This window comes from Pseudomonas sp. GCEP-101 (assembly GCF_025133575.1).
In the GTDB taxonomy this organism is placed as follows: domain Bacteria; phylum Pseudomonadota; class Gammaproteobacteria; order Pseudomonadales; family Pseudomonadaceae; genus Pseudomonas; species Pseudomonas nitroreducens_B.
On record NZ_CP104011.1, the window covers coordinates 4,511,141 to 4,530,013 of the forward strand.

General features: G+C 66.1%; 13 protein-coding genes. 4 read left to right on the plus strand and 9 right to left on the minus strand.

What is annotated here, in order from left to right:
• Nucleotides 1–24 precede the first annotated feature (24 nt).
• The gene (locus N0B71_RS20625; protein WP_259754603.1) at nt 25–1,173 is read right to left on the minus strand and encodes a MexC family multidrug efflux RND transporter periplasmic adaptor subunit; all 1,149 of its coding nucleotides are present in this window, start codon (nt 1,171–1,173) and stop codon (nt 25–27) included.
• Nucleotides 1,174–1,343: 170 nt separating this feature from the next.
• On the opposite strand from N0B71_RS20625, the gene N0B71_RS20630 reads away from it, so the two are divergent.
• Both N0B71_RS20630 and N0B71_RS20635 read left to right on the plus strand, forming a co-directional pair.
• Nucleotides 1,344–1,904 carry a TetR/AcrR family transcriptional regulator gene (locus N0B71_RS20630; protein WP_259754604.1) on the plus strand — a complete coding sequence of 187 codons (561 nt, stop codon included), beginning with the start codon at nt 1,344–1,346 and terminating at the stop codon, nt 1,902–1,904.
• Nucleotides 1,905–1,994: 90 nt separating this feature from the next.
• Nucleotides 1,995–3,440 carry a SulP family inorganic anion transporter gene (locus tag N0B71_RS20635; protein WP_259754605.1) on the plus strand — a complete coding sequence of 482 codons (1,446 nt, stop codon included), beginning with the start codon at nt 1,995–1,997 and terminating at the stop codon, nt 3,438–3,440.
• Between the two features lie 432 nt (nt 3,441–3,872).
• Here N0B71_RS20635 and N0B71_RS20640 read toward each other — a convergent pair whose 3' ends face one another.
• The 8 genes from N0B71_RS20640 to N0B71_RS20675 all read right to left on the minus strand — a co-directional run bounded on the left by N0B71_RS20640 (nt 3,873) and on the right by N0B71_RS20675 (nt 14,637).
• Nucleotides 3,873–4,079 carry a hypothetical protein gene (locus N0B71_RS20640; protein ID WP_259754606.1) on the minus strand — a complete coding sequence of 69 codons (207 nt, stop codon included), beginning with the start codon at nt 4,077–4,079 and terminating at the stop codon, nt 3,873–3,875.
• Between the two features lie 53 nt (nt 4,080–4,132).
• Entirely contained in the window at nt 4,133–5,881 is a 1,749-nt protein-coding gene (locus N0B71_RS20645) for a ShlB/FhaC/HecB family hemolysin secretion/activation protein (protein WP_259754607.1), read from the minus strand.
• Nucleotides 5,882–5,883: 2 nt separating this feature from the next.
• Entirely contained in the window at nt 5,884–9,975 is a 4,092-nt protein-coding gene (locus N0B71_RS20650) for an MBG domain-containing protein (protein ID WP_259754608.1), read from the minus strand.
• Between the two features lie 95 nt (nt 9,976–10,070).
• Nucleotides 10,071–11,738 carry a response regulator gene (locus N0B71_RS20655; protein WP_259754609.1) on the minus strand — a complete coding sequence of 556 codons (1,668 nt, stop codon included), beginning with the start codon at nt 11,736–11,738 and terminating at the stop codon, nt 10,071–10,073.
• A gap of 64 nt (nt 11,739–11,802) precedes the next feature.
• Entirely contained in the window at nt 11,803–12,294 is a 492-nt protein-coding gene (locus N0B71_RS20660; protein WP_259754611.1) for a DUF2938 domain-containing protein, read from the minus strand.
• 58 nt (nt 12,295–12,352) lie between these two features.
• Nucleotides 12,353–13,549 carry an MFS transporter gene (locus N0B71_RS20665; RefSeq protein WP_259754612.1) on the minus strand — a complete coding sequence of 399 codons (1,197 nt, stop codon included), beginning with the start codon at nt 13,547–13,549 and terminating at the stop codon, nt 12,353–12,355.
• Nucleotides 13,550–13,660: 111 nt separating this feature from the next.
• Nucleotides 13,661–13,873 carry a tautomerase family protein gene (locus N0B71_RS20670; RefSeq protein ID WP_259754613.1) on the minus strand — a complete coding sequence of 71 codons (213 nt, stop codon included), beginning with the start codon at nt 13,871–13,873 and terminating at the stop codon, nt 13,661–13,663.
• A 29-nt stretch (nt 13,874–13,902) separates the two neighbouring features.
• A complete protein-coding gene (locus tag N0B71_RS20675) occupies nt 13,903–14,637 on the minus strand; it encodes an SDR family NAD(P)-dependent oxidoreductase (protein ID WP_259754614.1) in 735 nt (244 codons plus the stop codon).
• A gap of 131 nt (nt 14,638–14,768) precedes the next feature.
• Between N0B71_RS20675 and N0B71_RS20680 the strand changes: the two genes are divergently transcribed.
• Entirely contained in the window at nt 14,769–15,686 is a 918-nt protein-coding gene (locus N0B71_RS20680; protein ID WP_259754615.1) for a LysR family transcriptional regulator, read from the plus strand.
• 654 nt (nt 15,687–16,340) lie between these two features.
• A complete protein-coding gene (locus N0B71_RS20685) occupies nt 16,341–18,746 on the plus strand; it encodes a TonB-dependent siderophore receptor (protein WP_259754616.1) in 2,406 nt (801 codons plus the stop codon).
• Nucleotides 18,747–18,873: the final 127 nt, after the last annotated feature.

The following is an 18,873-nucleotide window of genomic DNA, read 5'->3' on the forward strand; positions in this document are numbered from 1 at the left end:
GAATTCCTCGCGGCGACTTTCGCCTTACTGGCGCGACGCCTGCTGTTGCTGTGCCTGACGGGCTTCGACCTTGGCGCCCGGCTGCAGGCCGGTGAGCCCGCCGACGATGACCTGGTCACCACTGGCCAGACCCTGGCTGATCTGCCAGCGCGAACCCTGCATGGCGCCGGTCACCACCGGCCGGGTCTCGACGCGGCTGTCTGCGCCGATCACCAGTACGTGGGCGGTGCCGTCGGTGGCACGCTGCACGGCGCGCTGGGGCACGAGAATGGCCTGGGCGTCGGTGCCCTGCGGGGCGGTGACGCGCACGTACATGCCCGGCAGCAGCAGACCATCGGCGTTGTCGAACTTGCCGCGCAGGGAGACCTGGCCGGTGCCGCGGTCCACCGAGATATCGCTGAACAGCAACTCGCCCTGGCGCTCGTACCGTGTGCCCTCGACGCGCAAGGTCAGGGCCTGGCTCTGGCCGGCGGCTAGGTTGCCGCTCTTCAGTGCTTCACGCAGGCGCAGGGCGTCGGCCACCGGCTGGGTGAAGTCGGCGTAGATCGGGTCGAGCTGCTGGATGCGCGCCATCAGCGTGGCGTCGCCCTGGCCGACCAGCGCGCCTTCGGTCACCAGCGCGCGGCCGATGCGCCCGGAAATCGGCGCCTTCACCGAGGCGTAGCCCAGGTTCAGCCGTGCGGTTTCCAGGTCTGCCTGGGCCGAGCGCACCGACGCCTGGGCGCTGCGCAGGTCGGCGGTGGCGGTGTCGAAGTCCTGCTGGCTGACCGCTTCGATCTTCACCAGCGGTTCATACCGCTTCACCCGGGCCTGGGCCTCCTGCTGCGCCGCCTGGGCGCGCGCCAGGTCGCCTTCCGCGCGGGCCACGGCGGCCTTCAGCGGGGCCGGGTCGATCTGGAACAGCAGGTCGCCGGCCTTGACGTCGGCGCCTTCCTCGAAGCGCTTCTGCACCACGATGCCCGCCACCCGCGCGCGCACCTCGGCGACGCGCATCGGTTCGATGCGCCCTGGCAATTCCGAGGTCAAGGTGAGGGCTTCGGTCGTCACCGCCACCACATCCACGGGGCGTGCCGTTTCGGCGGCCGCCTGCGGCTCGCCGGATTGGCCGCATCCCGCCAGTGCCAACGCGGCGACCAACGCACTGATTGTCCCTATTGCACGCAACCTGCCCATGTTTCACCCGGGGTCTGTCTATCTGGAAAGGCGCGTATGATCCTTTCAAATTCAAAATGAGTCAATAAAGTCTCATATGCTTCATGAAGGTATAAAATGTGTCACGACCTTTCAAAAGAAAGGTCTTTTTCTGCACAATGAGACGATCCGCCACCTGACAAGAGGCCTCCATGACACTCTCAGCCCACGATGAACGACTCCTCAAGGCGCTTGCCGCCGCTATCGTCGACCGCCCGCGGGCGACGCTGAAGGAGCTCGCGGAGTCGGCAGGGGTGAGCAAGGCGACGCTGCACCGCTTCTGCGGCACGCGCGACAACCTGGTGGAAATGCTCATGGGGTACGGCGAGCGGGTGCTCAACCAGGTCGTCAGCAATTGCGAGCTGGAGACCGCCGAGCCGCTGACCGCGCTGCGCAAGCTGATCCAGGAGCACCTGACGCATCGCGAAGTGCTGGTGTTCCTGATGTTCCAGTACAGTCCCGACAGCCTCGATCCGTGCGTCGACGCTCGCTGGCAGTCCTACAGCAACGCGCTGGATGCCTTCTTCCTTCGCGGCCAGCAGTCCGGCGCGTTGCGCATCGATGTCACCGCGGCGGTGTTCACCGAACTCTTCCTCTCGATGATCTACGGCATGGTCGATGCCGAGCGGCGCGGGCGGGCGGCCAGTTCCAGCTCGGCGACCGTGCTCGAGCAACTGTTCCTCAACGGTGCAGCGGCGCCCGCCAAGGCCTGACCTGCCTCGAAACGGGATGGGCAGGTGGCCGGGCAGGGCGGATTTCCGTACCATTGCCGGCCCTTCGTGATCCCCGCTCCGAGTAGAAACATGAAACCCGCCCGCCTGCGTGCCGATGTCCTGGCCGGACTCACCACGTCCTTCGCGCTGGTGCCCGAGTGCATCGCCTTCGCCCTGGTCGCCCACCTCAATCCGCTGATGGGCCTGTACGGCGCCTTCTTCCTCTGCACCCTGACCGCGCTGTTCGGCGGCCGCCCCGGCATGGTGTCCGGCGCCGCCGGTTCGATGGCGGTGGTGATCGTCGCGCTGGTGGTCCAGCACGGCGTGCAGTACCTGCTGGCCACGGTGTTGCTGGGCGGCGTGGTGATGATCCTGTTCGGCCTGCTGCGCCTGGGCAAGCTGGTGCGCATGGTGCCGCACCCGGTGATGCTCGGTTTCGTCAACGGCCTGGCCATCGTCATCGCGCTGGCCCAGCTGGAACACTTCAAGGACGGCGGGCACTGGCTCAGCGGCAACCCGCTGTACCTGATGCTGGGTCTGGTGGCGCTGACCATGGCGGTGGTCTACGGGCTGCCGAAACTGACCCGGGCGGTGCCGCCGGCGCTGGTGGCGATCCTCGGCGTCGGCCTGCTGGTCTACCTGCTCGGCCTGCCCACGCGCACCCTGGGTGACATGGCGCACATCGCCGGCGGCCTGCCGCAGTTCGCATGGCCGGCAATCCCATGGAACCTGGAGACCCTGCGGATCATCGCGCCGTACGCCTTCCTGATGGCCATGGTCGGCATCCTGGAAACCCTGCTCACGCTCAACCTCACCGACGAGATCACCGAGAGCCGCGGCTTCCCCGACCGCGAATGCGTGGCACTGGGCGCGGCCAACATGGTCTCGGGCGCGTTCGGCGGCATGGGGGGCTGCGCGATGATCGGGCAGACCGTGATCAACCTCAGCTCGGGTGGCCGTGGCCGGCTTTCCGGCGTGGTGGCCGGGGGGATGATCCTGCTCTTCGTGCTGTTCCTCTCGCCGCTGATCGAGCGCATTCCGCTGGCGGCGCTGGTGGGGGTGATGTTCGTGGTGTCCCAGCAGACCTTTGCCTGGGCCTCGCTGCGGGTGCTGAACAAGGTGCCGCGCAGCGATGTGCTGGTGATCGTCGCGGTGACCGCCATCACCGTGGCGACGGACCTGGCCGTCGCGGTGTTCTGCGGCATCGTCGTGGCCGCGCTGGATTTCGCCTGGAAGCATGCCCGCGAGCTGTACGCCGACGTCCATGACGAGGCCGATGGCAGCAAGTTGTACCGCCTGCATGGCACGCTGTTCTTCGCGTCCACCACGTCCTTTCTCAACCAGTTCGACCCGGCCGGCGACCCGCAGCAGGTGACCCTGGATTGCGCGCACCTGAGCTTCGTCGACTACTCGGCGATCGCCGCGCTGATGACCCTGCGCGAGCGCTACGCCAAGGCTGGCAAGCACCTGCGGGTGGTGCACCTGTCCGAGCGGTGCAAGCAGCTGCTCAAGCGCGCCGGTGCGCAGCACGCATAATCGATGATCCTGTAGGAGCGGGCCATGCCCGCGATCGCGCAGCGCGTACTAACAGGAAGTTGCAAGGGTTGGTTTGGAACCATCGCGGACGCCGTCCGCTCTTACGAAGGCCCCATCGACGGCGTGCCGGCAGGGGCGGTTGGGTAGGGGAACTGTCTTCTTTCTGGCAAGTTTGTGCCGACGCTTGCCCCTCACCCCAGCCCTCTCCCAGAGGGAGAGGGAGCAGATTGTGCCGACTGACGCTGTGGTCGTCTCATCCGGCACCGAACGGTCCCCTCTCCCTGCGGAGCGGGGCGCGCAGCCAGGGTCAGGGAGAGGGGGGAAGGAGATTCTCGGTACGCGACACCAGAGGACGACCGTCGCTTCTTCGAACAACTCAAGCGGAGTAACCGAGGTGGGAGCGGGCTCTGTCCGCGATCGATCAGCCTTGGCTCACTCGTTCGACGAAGCCATCTGCTGATACGCGCCTTCCAGCGCATCGGCGTCGCGTATCAGTTGGCGGGCGGCGCAGCGCAGGCGGCGGTTGAGCTCGTCGCTTTCGATGAAGGGGGCGAGCTCGCGCAGCAGCTCCGCCGCGAGTTCGTTGTTGTAGGCGGTGGAGCGCACGCAGCGCAGGGTGAGGAGATCCGGGTTTTGCATGGCGGTAGCCTCCGGTTGGCGGCGGCCGGCCGTGCCGGCCGCCGGGTGATTACTCAGAAGAGCTTGAGGAAGTTCAGGTAGAAACGCGGCGCCTTGCCGTTGTCGTCATCGAGCTCCTTGGCCGAGACCGAACGGGTCAACGGGAAGGCGACTTCCGGCGACACATAGGTGTCCTTGTAGACCTGCAGGTGAGCGCCGACGCCGGTGGACGACAGGCTTTCGCTGCTGATCCAGTTCGGATCCTCGCTCCAGACCTTGCCGAAGTCCCAGAAGGCGTAGTACTGCGTCGGCACGGCGTAGTCCCTGAAGGTGTGGATGCGGTTGTACTGCAGCTCGGTTTTCATCGCGAAGCCCTTGTCGCCGGTGATTTCCGACGGGTCGTAGCCGCGCCCGAACTCGCTGCCGCCGACGCCGAACTGCTCGGGGCTGAGCAGCGCCTGGCCGAACGATGTCTGCGCGGTGGCGGCAACATACAGGTTCAGGCCATCCATGATTTTCGAAAGATCCTGCAGCCGCTGGGCGTCCACCTGCAGCTTGGTGAAGTCGGTCTTGCCACCCTCGCGGGACGGGTTGGCGCGGTCCTCCTGGCTGGCGCCCATGATCTTCAGGCCCTTGCTCAGCTCGGCCTTGACCAGGTTCTTGCCACCGAAATCATCGAAGAAGTCGTAGCTGGCGCCCAGGCGGATGGCGCGGATGCGGTCGTCGCTGGAGGGCGGATTGTGCGGGTCGTCCAGGTATTCGGACTTGCCGTTGTACCAGGTGAAGGCCGCCGAGGTCTTGAAGGTCTGGTCGCGCTGGCGGACCCACGGGCGGGTGATGCGCACCGCGAAGGTGTCGCCGGAGCTGTTGGCGTTGAGGAAGGAGTAGGTGTCGGCATGGCCGTCGTTGTGCTGGGCGAGGAAGCTCACCACATCGCCCTGGCCGCCTACCGGCAGATCGTACTGGCCTTCGAAGAAGGTCATCTTGTCGCCTTCCACCGACTGCCCGGCGCGGATGCCCAGGTGATCGCCATGGCCGGTGAGGTCGTTGACGCCGACCCCGCCATACACCTGCCAGGGGCCGAAGTAGCGGCTGTCACGGTTGTCGAAACCGAAGAAACCTTCGTACTTGCGAATCTGGTTGTCGACGATCAGGTCGGTACCCTGTTCCACCGGCGAGGCGGCCAGGGTGGCGCGGCTTTGCTGGCCGGACAGGTCATTCATCAGCAGCAGGTTGCGCTCGATGGTGGCGCTTTTCGGCGGCACTTCGCGGCGGATGTTGTCGGCATAGCGTTGCACCGCCGTGTTGCTGTCGCCTTGCAGCTTGACCTCGTTGACCCGGCCCTCGAACACCTGGATGACCAGTTCGCCATTCTCCAGGCGCTGTTCGGGCAGGTAGGCGCGGGCCAGCAGGAACCCGGCCTGGCGATAGCGCTGGGTGATCTGCGCGACCACGGCGTTGACCTCGCCGAGGGTCACCCGGTGGCCCTCGAGCCTCGCGGTGAGCGGTGCGAAGGCGGCCGGTGCGTAGAGCGTGGTGCCGCGGATGACCACCTTGTCCACCTGGAAGCGGGCGGTGTCATTGGGGTTCACCACCATTTCGGCGGGCGGCGCTTCGACGCCGGGCACCACGACGGTGTCGGGCAGTTGCAGGATCGAGGGCATCTGGGTGGCGCTTTCGCGGGTGCCATCGGGGCGCGGGATTTCCACCCGGCCGGGGTCCAGCTGGGCCTTGGGCCCGGCAAATGCCGGGGCCTGGACCAGCAGCAGGGCGGAGCACACGGCAACCGCGAGGACGTGCAGTTTCGAAGGAATGCCTTTCATGGCTATTTCCCTCCCTTGGTAGTGGGGGTGAGGTCGTGGGGAATCACGCTGCGCTTGGCCTCGGGGACGATGAAGTGGCCATCCTTGAACAGGCTGTTGGCGTAGGTGAGCACGTCACGAATATCGGGCGTGGTGCTGGTCTGGCCTTCGTAGGAGCGCGGTTTGCAGATCAGCTGGACGCTGTAGGTCCGCGCAATCGCCGGCGAAACGCTGTAATTGGCGGAGACTGCGCTGGGCGACTCCAGCGCATCGCAGCGGGTGTTGCCCGGCGATTGCGCGGTGACTGGCAGTGCTGTTGGTGCAGCGGTCGGACTGGCCGGGACAGGATTCAGCGGCGGGACTGGCTCGATCGGCGTCACGGGATCGACCGGAATCACCGGATCGATCGGCGCCAGCGGGCCGGTAATGGTCAGCGTGCCGTCGCGGAACACCACGGTGTAATTGGCGCCGGCATGGAACCGGGTGTCCTCGCCGATGGCATAGTTGCCGACATTCTCGCCGGGCGCCCGGCTGAGAGAGCCTTTGGCCACATCGGCGCTGTCGCCATTCTTCAGACCGCTGACCTCATAGGTAAGGGCCGGATCGGCCTGGCCGATGGTCTTGCTCTTGCTGTCTGCGCTTACCACCAACTCGGCTGGAGTGATCTGCAGGTTTCCGTCCTTGAAGACCAGCGTGTAGTTGCTGCTGGCCAGAGCCAGGTCGCCCTGGTGGATGCCATACCCCTGCGACCGGACATTTTCGCCGGCTTCACGCGCCAGCTTGCCGCCATTGAGTACGGCGCTGTCTTCGTCGCCGTTGCGCAAGCCGTTGACTGAGTAGCTCAGGGACGGGTCGGCATCGCCGTAGACCTTGGACTGTTGATGGGCGGTCACCTCCAGCGTTGCTGGGGTGATCTGCATCTGGTTGCCGACGAAACTGATCCGGTAGTTGCCCGACAGGCTATCCACACCACCCTGCTGGATGGCGTAGCTTCCGACGTTGTTGCCAGCTGTCCTTGAGGCATCGCCCGCAACCAGCGTGCTGGCGCTCTCGCCAAACTTCTGCCCGCTGACCTGGTAGGTCAGCGCCGGGTCCCGATCGCCATAGACTTTGCTCTGCGGGTCGGCCTCGACCCTCAGCTCGGCCTGCTGGACATCCAGCGTGCCTTTGCGGTCTTCGATCTTGTAACGTCCCTGGGAGCGCTCGTCGCTGGTGATCTGATTGGTGATGTCGTATCCACCGGCTTTCACATCACTGCGCGCCGTGGCCGACGTGGTCGGGGTATCGACCTGGATACCACTGCGGCCCAGTTGCTGGTTCACATAATCGTCCAGACCCTTCACCGCCTGGGCGTGGCTGTCATAGGTCGTGGTCTGGGTGAGTGCCGGGTTGGCGTCGCCGTACTCACGCGTCTTGTCATCCGCTGTCACCGTCACGGTTGCCGGTGCTGCGTTGTTGATGATCACGCCCGGCTCGGAGGTCTTGTCCACCGTCTCGTAGAAGTGAACCCGCGCGCGCTCCAGTGCCTGTTCGCCGGAAGCCAGAGTAGGCCCTGTCTTGTCCGCTTTCTGTAGCCAGGGCGTGTCGTTGATCAGATTGGAGATGATGGCTTCGACCGAGTCGTACTTACCGCCCAGGTTCACGACCAGTTGCTGGCTGCTGCCATCCTGTGCGTTGTGCTGGATCTCCTTCTGATCAGAGGCGCCGTGGATGAAGGTGTAGGGCTCGACGCCCCACCCATGCGTGTTGGCCGTCGAGACGACCTGCAGTCCGCCGTTGGCGTCTATCGAGAAGCCGACCGGCAGGGTGCCGGTGGTCGAAGAGCCATCCGTATCGATTCGCGTGACGCTCGTCAGACTCGCGTTGCTGGCGTCCGGGGCGATCTTCCACGTCACACCCGAGGCGTCCTTGAAGGTCAGGCCGCTGACCAGGTAGTCCGAGCTATCCAGGTAATTGAGCAGGACGGCGGGGTCGATCTCGCGGTAGCCGCCTTTGCCATCGGGGGTGGCGAAACCAGTGGCTTCGAATACCAGGTAGTCGAACGACGAGCCATCCTGGGTCGACAGCGTGACCGTGCGGGGGTTGGCGCCGTACATCTGCGACGGATCGGCAACGACGTCCTGGTATCCGCGGTAGACCAGTTGCTGGGCGGTCACGCCGGAGAGGCTTTCACCCGAGAAGGGTGCAGTCACAGTTCCGACAGAGGTGGTACCGGTCGCATTGGTCTGGTTGAAGCGGAACACGCCGTTGCTGGCTTTCCCGGCCAGGGTTCCGGCGTAGTTGAGGTCGCTTTCCATGCGCACGCTGGCGCCTTCCAGAGCGACCTGCTTGCCCATCACCGCGGTGCCTTCCTGCTGGATGATCGAGGCAACGTTGGACGTACGCAGCCAGGCGATGCCATTGCCGACATCGATGACGGCACGTTGGCTGTAATCCCCGCCATTGTTGTTCAGGCGGATGTCGCCAGTGGCCGCGATGAACAGGTTGCCATCCTTGAGAAGTATTGGCGCGTTGATGTAGACCGATCCGCTGTCACTGGACAGATCGGTGCCTTGGTAGGATTGCCCCTGCACGGGGTTCCCGGTGGCGATCAGTGCCAGGGTGCTGGCATTGCCGTTACCATCCTGGCCGATATTGGTAGCGACAATCGCCGTGTTGACGTTGATGCGATGGCTGGCGGCGACCTCCACGTTGCCGTTGGCCAAACCGTTGACGATGGCGCTGACCGATACATTCCAGAGGTCGGCAGTGCTCGGGCCATTGGCCGAGCCATTGGCCACGCCGGCGTCGGCCTGCGCATCGCTGAAGATGTTCACCGTCTCGGGATCCAGCAGCCAGTTGCCCTTGACCGGGCCGTTGGTATTGACTTGGGCGTCGCTGGTGATCCGTAGCTGCTTGCCGGACGTCTCGACCACACCGCCTTTCTGCCCGCCCTGGGCGCTGGCGTTGCCGGCGAAATTGGTCTTCCCGTCGCTCCAGACCACCACTTGGCCGCCATCGGTCTTGCCGTCAGCTTTCAGCTGGGCGCCCTTGGCGACCGTGGTGTTCCTGGCCGCCTGCTCCGGCCCTTGGCCCTGGTAGCTACCGCCCACCAGTACCTTACCGCCAGCACCTTGTGTGCCGCTGGCATCGAGTTTGGCGGAGCCTGCAATGTTCACCTCGTCGCCCAGGGCCTTGATCTGGCCGCCGTTCACGCCTTTAGCGCTGAGGTTGCCGGTGACGTTGGTCTGCGCGGAGTTGCCCAGCACAATGGTGCCGCCGTCCGTGGAGACGGAGTCGGCCACGACGTTGCCGCCCACGTTGATCACCGAGTCCAGGTGTTTGGCGGCGCGGGCGGCGCTCATGGCCACGGTGCCGTTGCCGACGTCGATCTCGCCGCTGTTGTGCACGCCGCCGGTCACGCTGGAGTCGACGCTGCCGGGTTCACCCGGCTCGCCGCTCACGGCGATGTTCAACAGGCCGTCACCGTGGAAGTCCAGGGTCGCCTGCGGGCCGGTGGCCAGTTGCACCATGCCCTTGCGCGCCTGGATGACGCCGGCGTTGTTCACCTGGGCGCCGAGCAGGGCGACCATGCCATTGTCGTGCACGGTGATGCGGCCCTGGTTGGTGACGTTACCGGTGAGCTGGATATCCAGCTTGCCGGTCTCGGCGAACTGCTTGGCCTGTTCCTCGGTGAGGAAGCCGGCGCTGGCCACCAGGGCGCTGGAACTGATGTGGGCTTTGGGGCCGATCCACACGCCGTTGGGGTTGACCAGGATCAGCTGGCCGTTGGACGTGACCGCGCCGTAGATTTTCGACGGGTCGCTGCCGATGACGCGGTTGAGGGTGACGGATTTGCCGTCGGGTTGGTTGAAGGTGATCTTGTTGTCCGGGCCGACGTTGAAGCGCTGCCAGTTGATCGCGGTGCGCGCGCCCTGGGTGTTCACCGTCATCTCGGCGCCGTTCTGGCTGATGCTGCCGCTGCCGGAGACGACGTTGCCGCCCTGGGGCAGGGCGTCGCTGGCCATGATCGTCAGCGGCAGGCCGGCGCTGCCCAGTGCCACGGCAATGCACAGGATGCGCAGGTGGCTGGGGCAGGAGGTGTGGGGTTGGGTGTGCGAGGGTAGGAATTTCATGATGCTGCTCCATAGCGAGAGGGCTATGGGGCAAGCATCGGATCAGGCGGGCGGCGCCCCCATCGTGGGCGCCTGAAAGCCGTGTAGTGCCAGCACTAGTGCGGGGAACTACTTCGAACGAGTTTGAGCTGGATCAATCCGGCGCTGGCCGGCTCGTCCGCACGGCCGGGTTGGAACTGGCCGTTGAACAACTCGCAGATCATCCGCACCAGTTGCATGCTGGGGCGCTGTACAAAGTCGGCCAGGCGCTCGGCCAGGTTGTCCTGCGGGAGCAGCATGAACTGCAGGCGCCAGATCAGTTCGCCATGGGGCAGGTTCTCCACGCTGGCCTGCGCCTCGCGAACCTTCAGTGCGGAGCGCTCCAGGGAGAACTGCAGCGCCTTGAGCATGTTGCGGTAGCGCGCGGGGTCGATCCAGGCGAAGTGCGGCGTCTCGGTGGGCCGCAGTGTGACGTGGGTGAGCAGGCTGGCGGTCAGTTGGTTGAGCTCGTACACCTGGGGAACGGTGGGCTCGCTGTTGGACTCGGTGCGCAGCAGTTCGCGCAGGATCACCAGGTTTTCCTCGATCCGGCCGACGCCTCTGGCGATATCGACCAGGGTCGGTGTTCGCTGGCTGGTCTCGGGGAGCAGGCCCTGCAGCTGGCGGGCTTCCTTGAGCAGGTCGTTGAAGCCTTGCTCCAGATAGCGCGAGCGGGAGGTGCGAAGGCTGTCCAGGTAGGCGTTCTCCTGCTGCAGGCGTTCCACATCGCGCTCGTGCTCAGTGATGTCGACGAAGGAAACGAGCACGCCGATGGGGTGGCCGTTGTCCTCCTGCAGCGGCACGGCAATCAGCCGAACGATCCGTTGCTCGCCACGCACGGTGGCGTTGGTGATCAGGGTGAAGGGCTCGTTGCCGGCGGCGCCGGAGAGGAAGACGCGGCGAGCCTGGGCGACGTCTTCCTCGGCCACCAGCCCGAGCTTGAAGATCGGCGAGCCGAGCAACTCTTCCTCGCTGCCTTCATGCAGGGCGAGAAACTCGGGATTGCACGCCAGCAATTTGCCCTCGCGGCTCCAGAGGCTGACGGGGTTGGGCAGGATGTCCAGCAGCCGCGCGAGGTCCTCGGACTTGCTCGCCGGCGCCGTGGGTTTCTGCGCCAGGCCTTCCATCACGCTGTTGTTGAGCAGGCCCTTGACCTTGGCGGCCTGCACCAGGTCCACCAGCGAGTCGGTCTGGGTCTTCTCCAGCAGGCGCGCCTTGTAGGTGCTGACGGTGCGGTCGCTGATCGCCAGTTCCTCGGCGATGTCCTTGACCCGGAAGCCCTGGGACAGGTACTGCAGCACCGTCAGTTCGCGCGGGGTAATGTGTTCGTCGCTGCCAGCCGCCTCGCTGGCCGCGTGCGGCGCCTGGGCGGGAAACACGCTGCGCCCGCCGAGCACCAGGCGCACGGCATCGTCCAGCTCCTCCGGGCGGTCACTCTTGTGGACGAAGCCGCGTGCGCCGGCCTCCAGGCACATGCCCTGGTAGTGCGCCGCGGGCAGATGGGTGAAGACCAGGGTCTTCTGCTGCGGCCAGTCGCGGTGCAGGCGCCGCAGCAACTCCAGGCCGCCCAGGCGCGGCAGGTCCAGCTCGAAAAGCAGCAGGTCGGGGTGCAGGCGTTTCACCAGTTCCAGCGCTTCGCGGCCATCGCTGGCCTCGCCGACCACCTCGTGCCCGGCATCCACCAGGCGTCGATTCAGGGCGGCGAGCATGAACGGGTGTGGGTCGGCTATGACGATTCGGCTCATCCTTGGGCTTTCCTGCTCTCGGTCGTGCAGAAAGGGTAGCCCAGAAGGCGCCGGTTCAGGGAGTTCAGGTCAAGGCTGCGAGCAACCTCGCCGTCAGGTACAGGCCCAGGCCGAAGATCGCATGGGTGATCAGGCTGTGCAGGCGTGCTTTGGCCGGGTTGGCGGTTTTCGCTGCGGCGATGCCCAGGCCCAGTGCCGGCTGCATCAGCAGGAACGGCAGCGCCACTGTGCCCACGCCCAGCAGCAGCGCCGGCACCAGGGTGGGCTGCCACAGCCAGTCGCTGCCGGTGAAGGTGACCAGGGCGGCGGCGAAGACGATGCCGGTCAGGTAGTGGATCGCCCAGCCCAGCGCGCGTTCGCCGGCCACCGGCGCGGCCTTGCCGATGGCGGCGTGGCGGAACTGGCCGCGCGGCATGTGCCCTACCCAGCGGCCGACCAGGGCATAGTCCAGCGCCGGCACGCCCAGCAGGTGGCGGCGCAGGAGGGCCCAGCCGTCCATCAGCAGCGTGGCGCCCAGGCCGATGGCAAGGGTGAAAAGGGCAAGGGTGCAGGGCATGGCGGGTTCCTTCGCGTCAGTCGAGGCAACCAGCATCCCGGTTCAAGCGGACTTGAGGTCAACCCCCGTCGGCCTGGCGTTGGCTGAGCCGCGAGCCGAGCACGTAGAACACCCCGCCGCCGACGATGAAGGCGCTGAGCATGACGAACACCCAATGCGGCGCGAACAGCGCGAGGAAGTAGCCCACCAGGATCGGCCCGAAAGCACCGCCCAGGTTGGCCAGGTTCTGCGTGCCGTAGTACACGCCGCGCAGGTGCGGCGGCGCGATGCGGTCGATGAACATGTATTCCGCCGGGATCACGATGATCTCGCCCAGGGTGAACACCACCATCGCCAGGCCCCAGTGCACCAGGCTGTGGGACAGGCCGAAGCCGACGATGCCCAGCACGAACAGCCCCAGGCCGACGATCAGCCAGCGTTGCAGGTGCGCGTTGCCGATGCGCTTGCCCAGCAGGTACTGCAGGGCGATCACCGTCACCGCGTTGACCCCCAGCAGCGTCTGGATCACCTGGTAGGCGTACTCCGCCGTACCGGTGGCCACCAGGTATTGCGAGAGGTAGGCGGAAAACTGGCCGAACACCACGGCGGTGAGCACCCCGCCGATGGTGAAGAACATCAGCCGATGGTCCTTGGCCAGCACGCCCATCACCGCGAGGAAGGAGGGCGGCGCCACGCCTTCGGCCGGGCGCATGTCGCGGTCGCCATAGCGGGCGAAGGCCAGCAGGAACACTAGGCCCAGGCTCGCCGAGAGCACGAACGGCAGGTGCAGGCTCCAGTGCGCGAGGCCGGCGCCGATGAAGGGGCCAATGGCGTAGGCGAGGTTGATCAGCGTGTAGCGGATGGAAAACGCGCGGCCCTGTTCGCCGGCCGGCAGCAGTCGGCCGAAGATGGTCTTCACCACCACGTCGGTGACCGAATAGGCGAAGTTGAAGCCCAGCAGAAACAGGAAGAACAGCCACAGCTGGTGGGTCAGCAGCATGCCGGCGAAGGCCGCGACGAAGCAGCTGCCGAAGCCCAGGATCAGGCGGAAGCCGGGCAGGCGGTCGATCAGGAAGCCGCCGTACAGGCTGAGCAGCGAGCCGCCGAACAGCGCGCCACCCATGACCAGGCCAATGTGGTTGACGGGCAGGCCGAACTGGGTGGAAAGGTAGATCACCAGATAGGGCAGGGTGATGGCGCGCCCCAGGGTGAGCAGGAAGGCGCCGCTGAGCAGCAGGTTGACCTGTAGCGGATAACGCTTGAGCGCGGCGAGCATTCCATGCCTCGGTTGTCGATGGGTGCGGATAGGCCTTGCGATCCTATCAGCACCAGCTTGGTGCATGGCAAGCGCCGGAGGCGTCGTGCGGCCCCCGGCGTGCCCGCTGCGTCAGCTGCCGGCTTTCTGCCTGGCGCGCAGCGCCTTCACGGTTTCACCGCCGACGCCCCAGCTGTCGGTGGGGATCTCCTGGATCACCACGAAGGTACTCGCGGGCGGCTTGCGCAGGACGCGCTCCAGCAGTTCGGTGACGCCTTCGATGAGCTGGCGGCGCTCGTCGGCGGTCACGCCTTCGTCGGTCACCTGGATGTTCACGTAGGGCATGGCGGTTCTCCGTTTCAGGGTGGGCAGGGTTAGAAGACGCCGGTGGTGGAGCCACCGTCGACGTTGAGGATGGTTCCGCTGACGAAGGTCGAGTCGGTGAGGTATAGCACGGCGTCGACGATGTCCTGGGGGGAGCCGATCGTGCCGCTGGGCGACAGGCCGCGCAGGAAGGCGCGAGTGCCTTCGTCATCGGCGTGCAGCGGGGTCTCGATGATCCCCGGCGCCACCGCGTTGACCTGCACGTGGGAGGCGGCCAGCTCCAGGGCCAGGCCGCGCACTGCGCTGTTCAGGCCGCCCTTGATCAGCACCGGCAGCAGTGCCGGGACCTTCACGTTGGGCTGCAGGGCGATGGAGGCGGTGATGCTGACGATATGCCCCGAGCCGTTGGCGGCCATGTGCTGCGCGGCCGCCTGGGAGGGGTAGAAGAACCCCATCAGGTTGGTGCCGACGATGGCGTTGACCTCGTCCTCGGTGTACTCGGTGACCGGCTTGGGAATGAAGATGCCTGCATTGTTGATCAGGATGTCCACCTTGCCGAAGGCTTCGATGGCCTGGGCGAACAGGCGCTTGGCGGTGTCCGCCCGGGCGATGTCGCCGGCCACGGCGAGGAAGTTGTGCGGGTTGCCCAGGCGGGCGGCGGCTTCGTCCAGGCGCGCCTGGGTGCGGGCGTTGCCGACCACGTTGTAGCCGCGCTCCAGGTAGGCGCGGGCGATGGCGAAGCCGAGGCCGCTGGAGGCGCCGGTGACGATGACGGTCTTGCTCATGGTGATGTCTCCGAAGTGAGGCGGGGCGGGGTGCCCGCGTCCTGGAGGTAAATCTAGGCTCCAACGGCGGCTTGAAAAATGAGGCGCATGGCATTTGAATTGATACCCCATGTAATCAATCGAGCCGCCCCATGACCCGCCACTTCGACGACCTGCAACTGGGCAGCATCGAGCTGTTCTGCCTGGCGGCGGAAACCGGCAGCTTTACCGCCGCCGCCAACGAGGCGGGCATCACGCCCGCCGCGGTGAGCCGCTCGGTGGCGCGGCTGGAAGAGCGCCTGGGCGTGCGCCTGTTCGTCCGCACCACCCGGCAGATGCGCCTGACCGACGACGGCCGCAGTTACTTCGAGCAATGCCGGCAGGCGCTGACCCAACTGGTGGACGCCGAGCGTGCCGTCAGCGGCGGGCAGAGCATCGCCGCCGGGCGCCTGCGCATCAGCGTACCCACGCCCTATGCGCATTACCGGCTGTTCCCGCGGCTGCCGGCGTTTCGCCGGCGCTACCCGCAGGTGCAGGTGGACGTGCACGTCAGCAACCGCAACATCGACTTCGCCAATGAGGGCTTCGACCTGGCGATCCGCGGCCGCGACCCGGCGGATTCCAGCTTGGTGGCGCGACACCTGGAGGACGCGGAGGAGGTGGTAGTGGCCACGCCGGACTACCTGGCTCGTGCCGGTACGCCGCAAACGCCGGAGGACCTGGCCGGGCACGAATGCATCCAGTTCGAACTGCCCAGCACCGGGCGGCGTGTGCCTTGGACCTTCCGTATCAACGGCAAGGCGGTGGAGATCGAGACGCCCGGCAGCGTCACCGTGCTGGAGGACTACCTGGCCACCGCGACCCTGGCCAAGTGCGGCGGCGGGTTGATGCAGGCCTATCGCTTCACCGTGCAGGAAGAACTCGAGCGAGGCGCGCTGGTGGAGGTACTGAAGGACTACGGGCAGACGACGCGGCCCTTCCTGCTGATCTACCCCTATGCGCGCCACGTGCCATCGCGGGTGCGGGCGTTCATCGAGTTCATGCTGGAGACGCGCCCAGATCGCGCGTAGGGGCAACTGTTTTTCTCTGACAGTTCGTCCCGGGATTCCCTCTCCCAAACCCTGGCTGCGCGCCCCGCTCCGAAGGGAGAGGGGACTGATCGGTGCAGGAGGAATCCATGACATCAGCCCGCACGGACAGCTCCCTCTCCCTTCAGGGAGAGGGCGGGGGAGAGGGCGGGGGCCCAGTGCAGGTCTATCCCGGTAGGAACAACTGTCTTTATCTGAAGTCCCCTGCTGGCGATTTTCCCCTCTCCCTAACCCTCTCCCTGAAGGGAGAGGGGACTGGATCGGTGCAGGCTGAAACTGTGGCGTCAGCCTGCATGGACGGCTCCCTCTCCCTTCAGGGAGAGGGCGGGGGAGAGGGCGGGGCCCGTCGTGGTGCCTCAGGTGGGAGCGGACTCCGTCCGCGATCGAGTCCCCACCGCTCCGGTCTGCCACGGCGTTGCGAGTAACCATCGCGGACGAAGTCCGCTCCTACGGCATTGGCCGGCCGCGAGTGGGGGAACAGCCGATCACGCGCATCAAGTAAGACGTATTCGCATTTACAAGTAATTTACATCTGCATACACTTTGGCTCCCCGCCGGCGGCCGACGCCGGTCATCGCCAACCCGAGTCATTGCGCCGACAGAGCGTAAAACCTCGCACCAAGGATCCTCCTGCAGATGAAAGACGTAGCCTCCGGCGCGCTCCTGCTCAGTCTCTCCACCCTCGCACTTTCCGCCGCTGCGGCGCCGGTGGCGGTCGATTTGCCCAGGCAGCCCCTGGCCGTTTCCCTGGCGCAACTGCAGTCCGCCAGCGGCCTGCGCATTGCTTACGATCATGCCGAGGTCGCCAAGGTCGACGCGCCGGCGCTTCGGGGCAGCATGGAGCCGGGCGAGGCGCTCGCACGTCTGTTGGCGGACAGTGGCTTGCAGGGCACGGTCACCGGCCAGAGCGCGCAGGTCAGCGGCACCGCGCGAAGCGCTGCGTCGAGTGATGACAGCGTCGACCTGGGTGCCACCGAGATCGTCGGCGCCGCCAGCGTGGCGCCCGGCACCACCGAGGGCACCGGTTCCTACACCACCGGCGTGATGCAGACGTCCACCAAGCTGAACATGACGGTGCGCGAGACGCCGCAATCGGTCAGCGTGGTCACCCGCCAGCAGATGGAGGACCAGAACATGCAGGACCTCGACGACGCGATCCGCGGCGTCACCGGCATGACCGTGCAGCAGTACGGCCCCGCGCGGGTGAGCTACGCCGCGCGCGGCTTCGACGTCGACAACATCATGTACGACGGCCTGGCCACCAGCATCTCCACCTACACCCAGGACGTGATTTCCGCCGCGGACCTGGCGATGTTCGACCGCGTCGAAGTGGTGCGCGGCGCCACGGGCCTGATGCAGGGCGCCGGCAACCCGGCCGCCGCCGTCAACATGGTGCGCAAGCGCCCGACTCAGGACTTCCACCTGAGCCTGGAAGGCAGCGCCGGCACCTGGGACCGCTACCGCAGCCAGGTCGACGTGTCCGGTCCGCTGAACAGCGAAGGCACCCTGCGCGGCCGGGCCGTGGCAGCCTACGAGACCCACGACAGCTTCCAGGACGTGGTCAGCGGCGAACGCGGCGTGCTCTATGGCATCACCGAGGCCGACCTCAACCCCGACACCACCCTGACCCTGGGCGCGTCCTACCAGAACGACAACAAGAACGACAACTGGGTGGGCCTGCCGGCGCCGCTGGGTGGCCGTCACCTGGACCTCAAGCGCTCCGACTACTACGGCGCCGACTGGTCCTACTGGGATACCACCACCACCCACCTGTTCGGCGATGTGGTGCACCGCTTCGACAATGGCTGGCAGATGAAGGTCGCCGCCGACAAGCTGTGGGCGCGCATCGACATGCTCGGCCTGTACAACAGCTGCTACTACACCGAAGGCTGCCCGACCATGATCCAGGGGCCGGGCCAGTACGCCTACACCGACGACCACCAGAGCTACGACGCCTTCGCCAACGGCCCGTTCCAGGCCTTCGGCCGCGAGCATGAACTGGTGTTCGGCGGCAGCTACCGCGAAGAGCGCTTCGACGGCCACGGCGGCTGGGGCGATTTGAACTACAACGACGGCTCGCCGATGACCCCGTTCGACCCGACGAAATGGAACCCGGGCTCGGTGCAGAAGCCGAAAATCGACATGAACCTGTGGAACATGAAGCTCGACCAGGAGCAGAAGGGCGCCTACGTCACCACCCGCCTGAACGTCGCCGACCCGCTGAAAGTCATCCTCGGCGGCCGCCTGGACTGGTACGAGGCCGACCCGCACAACGACACCGGCACCCAGAAGGTGACCCGCAACGTCACCCGCTACGCCGGCGTGGTCTACGACCTGAACGAGGTCTACTCGGTCTATGCCAGCTACACCGACATCTTCAAGCCGCAGAGCAACTTCGATTCCAGCGGCAGCCTGGTCGACCCGATCACCGGCAAGAACTACGAGATCGGCCTGAAGGGCGAGCATTTCGGCGGCACGCTGAACACCCAGCTCGCGCTGTTCCAGATCGACCAGGAAAACCGCGCCACCGACGACACCAGCGGCCCCTCGCCGTGCCCCAGTTCGCCGACCTCGATCTACTGCTCGCGCGCCTCGGGCAAGGTCCGCAGCCAGGGCGTGGACATGGAGGTCAGCGGCGCGCTGACCGAGAACTGGCAGGCCATGGCCGGCTACACCTACGTCGACGCCAAGTACAAGCACGACAGCAACGAGGACAACGTCGGCAAGCCCTTTGATCCGACCAAGCCGCGCCATCTGTTCAAGCTCGCCACCAGCTACACCCTGCCGGGCGAGCTGCACCAGTGGCGCGTGGGCGGCAACCTGGTGACCCAGAGCCAGACCGAAGACACCTCCACCGGCTTCCAGCAGGGCGGCTACACGGTGACCAACGCCATGGTCGGCTACAAGGTCAACGAGCACATCGATACCCGGGTGAACTTCAACAACATCTTCGACAAGTACTATTACAGCGGCATCAGCTTCGGCAACCTGAACTACGGCGAGCCGCGCAACCTGATGTTCACGGTGAAGTACTCCCTGTGACCCGCCCGGCCTGAACGCAAAAGCCCCGCATCGCGGGGCTTTTTCTTGGCTTTTCGTAGGAGCGAGCTTGCTCGCGAACGATCTGCCTGGCGGTTGCGGCGTTGGGCGGTTCGCGAGCATGGCTCGC

Bases quoted from the DNA above. Each gene is read 5' to 3' on its own strand.
- N0B71_RS20650 (WP_259754608.1), bottom strand. From the start codon at position 9,975: ATGAAATTCCTACCCTCGCACACCCAACCCCACACCTCCTGCCCCAGC.
- N0B71_RS20625 (WP_259754603.1), bottom strand. From the start codon at position 1,173: ATGGGCAGGTTGCGTGCAATAGGGACAATCAGTGCGTTGGTCGCCGCG.
- N0B71_RS20680 (WP_259754615.1), top strand. From the start codon at position 14,769: ATGACCCGCCACTTCGACGACCTGCAACTGGGCAGCATCGAGCTGTTC.
- N0B71_RS20660 (WP_259754611.1), bottom strand. From the start codon at position 12,294: ATGCCCTGCACCCTTGCCCTTTTCACCCTTGCCATCGGCCTGGGCGCC.
- N0B71_RS20670 (WP_259754613.1), bottom strand. From the start codon at position 13,873: ATGCCCTACGTGAACATCCAGGTGACCGACGAAGGCGTGACCGCCGAC.
- N0B71_RS20640 (WP_259754606.1), bottom strand. From the start codon at position 4,079: ATGCAAAACCCGGATCTCCTCACCCTGCGCTGCGTGCGCTCCACCGCC.
- N0B71_RS20675 (WP_259754614.1), bottom strand. From the start codon at position 14,637: ATGAGCAAGACCGTCATCGTCACCGGCGCCTCCAGCGGCCTCGGCTTC.
- N0B71_RS20665 (WP_259754612.1), bottom strand. From the start codon at position 13,549: ATGCTCGCCGCGCTCAAGCGTTATCCGCTACAGGTCAACCTGCTGCTC.
- N0B71_RS20655 (WP_259754609.1), bottom strand. From the start codon at position 11,738: ATGAGCCGAATCGTCATAGCCGACCCACACCCGTTCATGCTCGCCGCC.
- N0B71_RS20630 (WP_259754604.1), top strand. From the start codon at position 1,344: ATGACACTCTCAGCCCACGATGAACGACTCCTCAAGGCGCTTGCCGCC.
- N0B71_RS20685 (WP_259754616.1), top strand. From the start codon at position 16,341: ATGAAAGACGTAGCCTCCGGCGCGCTCCTGCTCAGTCTCTCCACCCTC.
- N0B71_RS20645 (WP_259754607.1), bottom strand. From the start codon at position 5,881: ATGAAAGGCATTCCTTCGAAACTGCACGTCCTCGCGGTTGCCGTGTGC.
- N0B71_RS20635 (WP_259754605.1), top strand. From the start codon at position 1,995: ATGAAACCCGCCCGCCTGCGTGCCGATGTCCTGGCCGGACTCACCACG.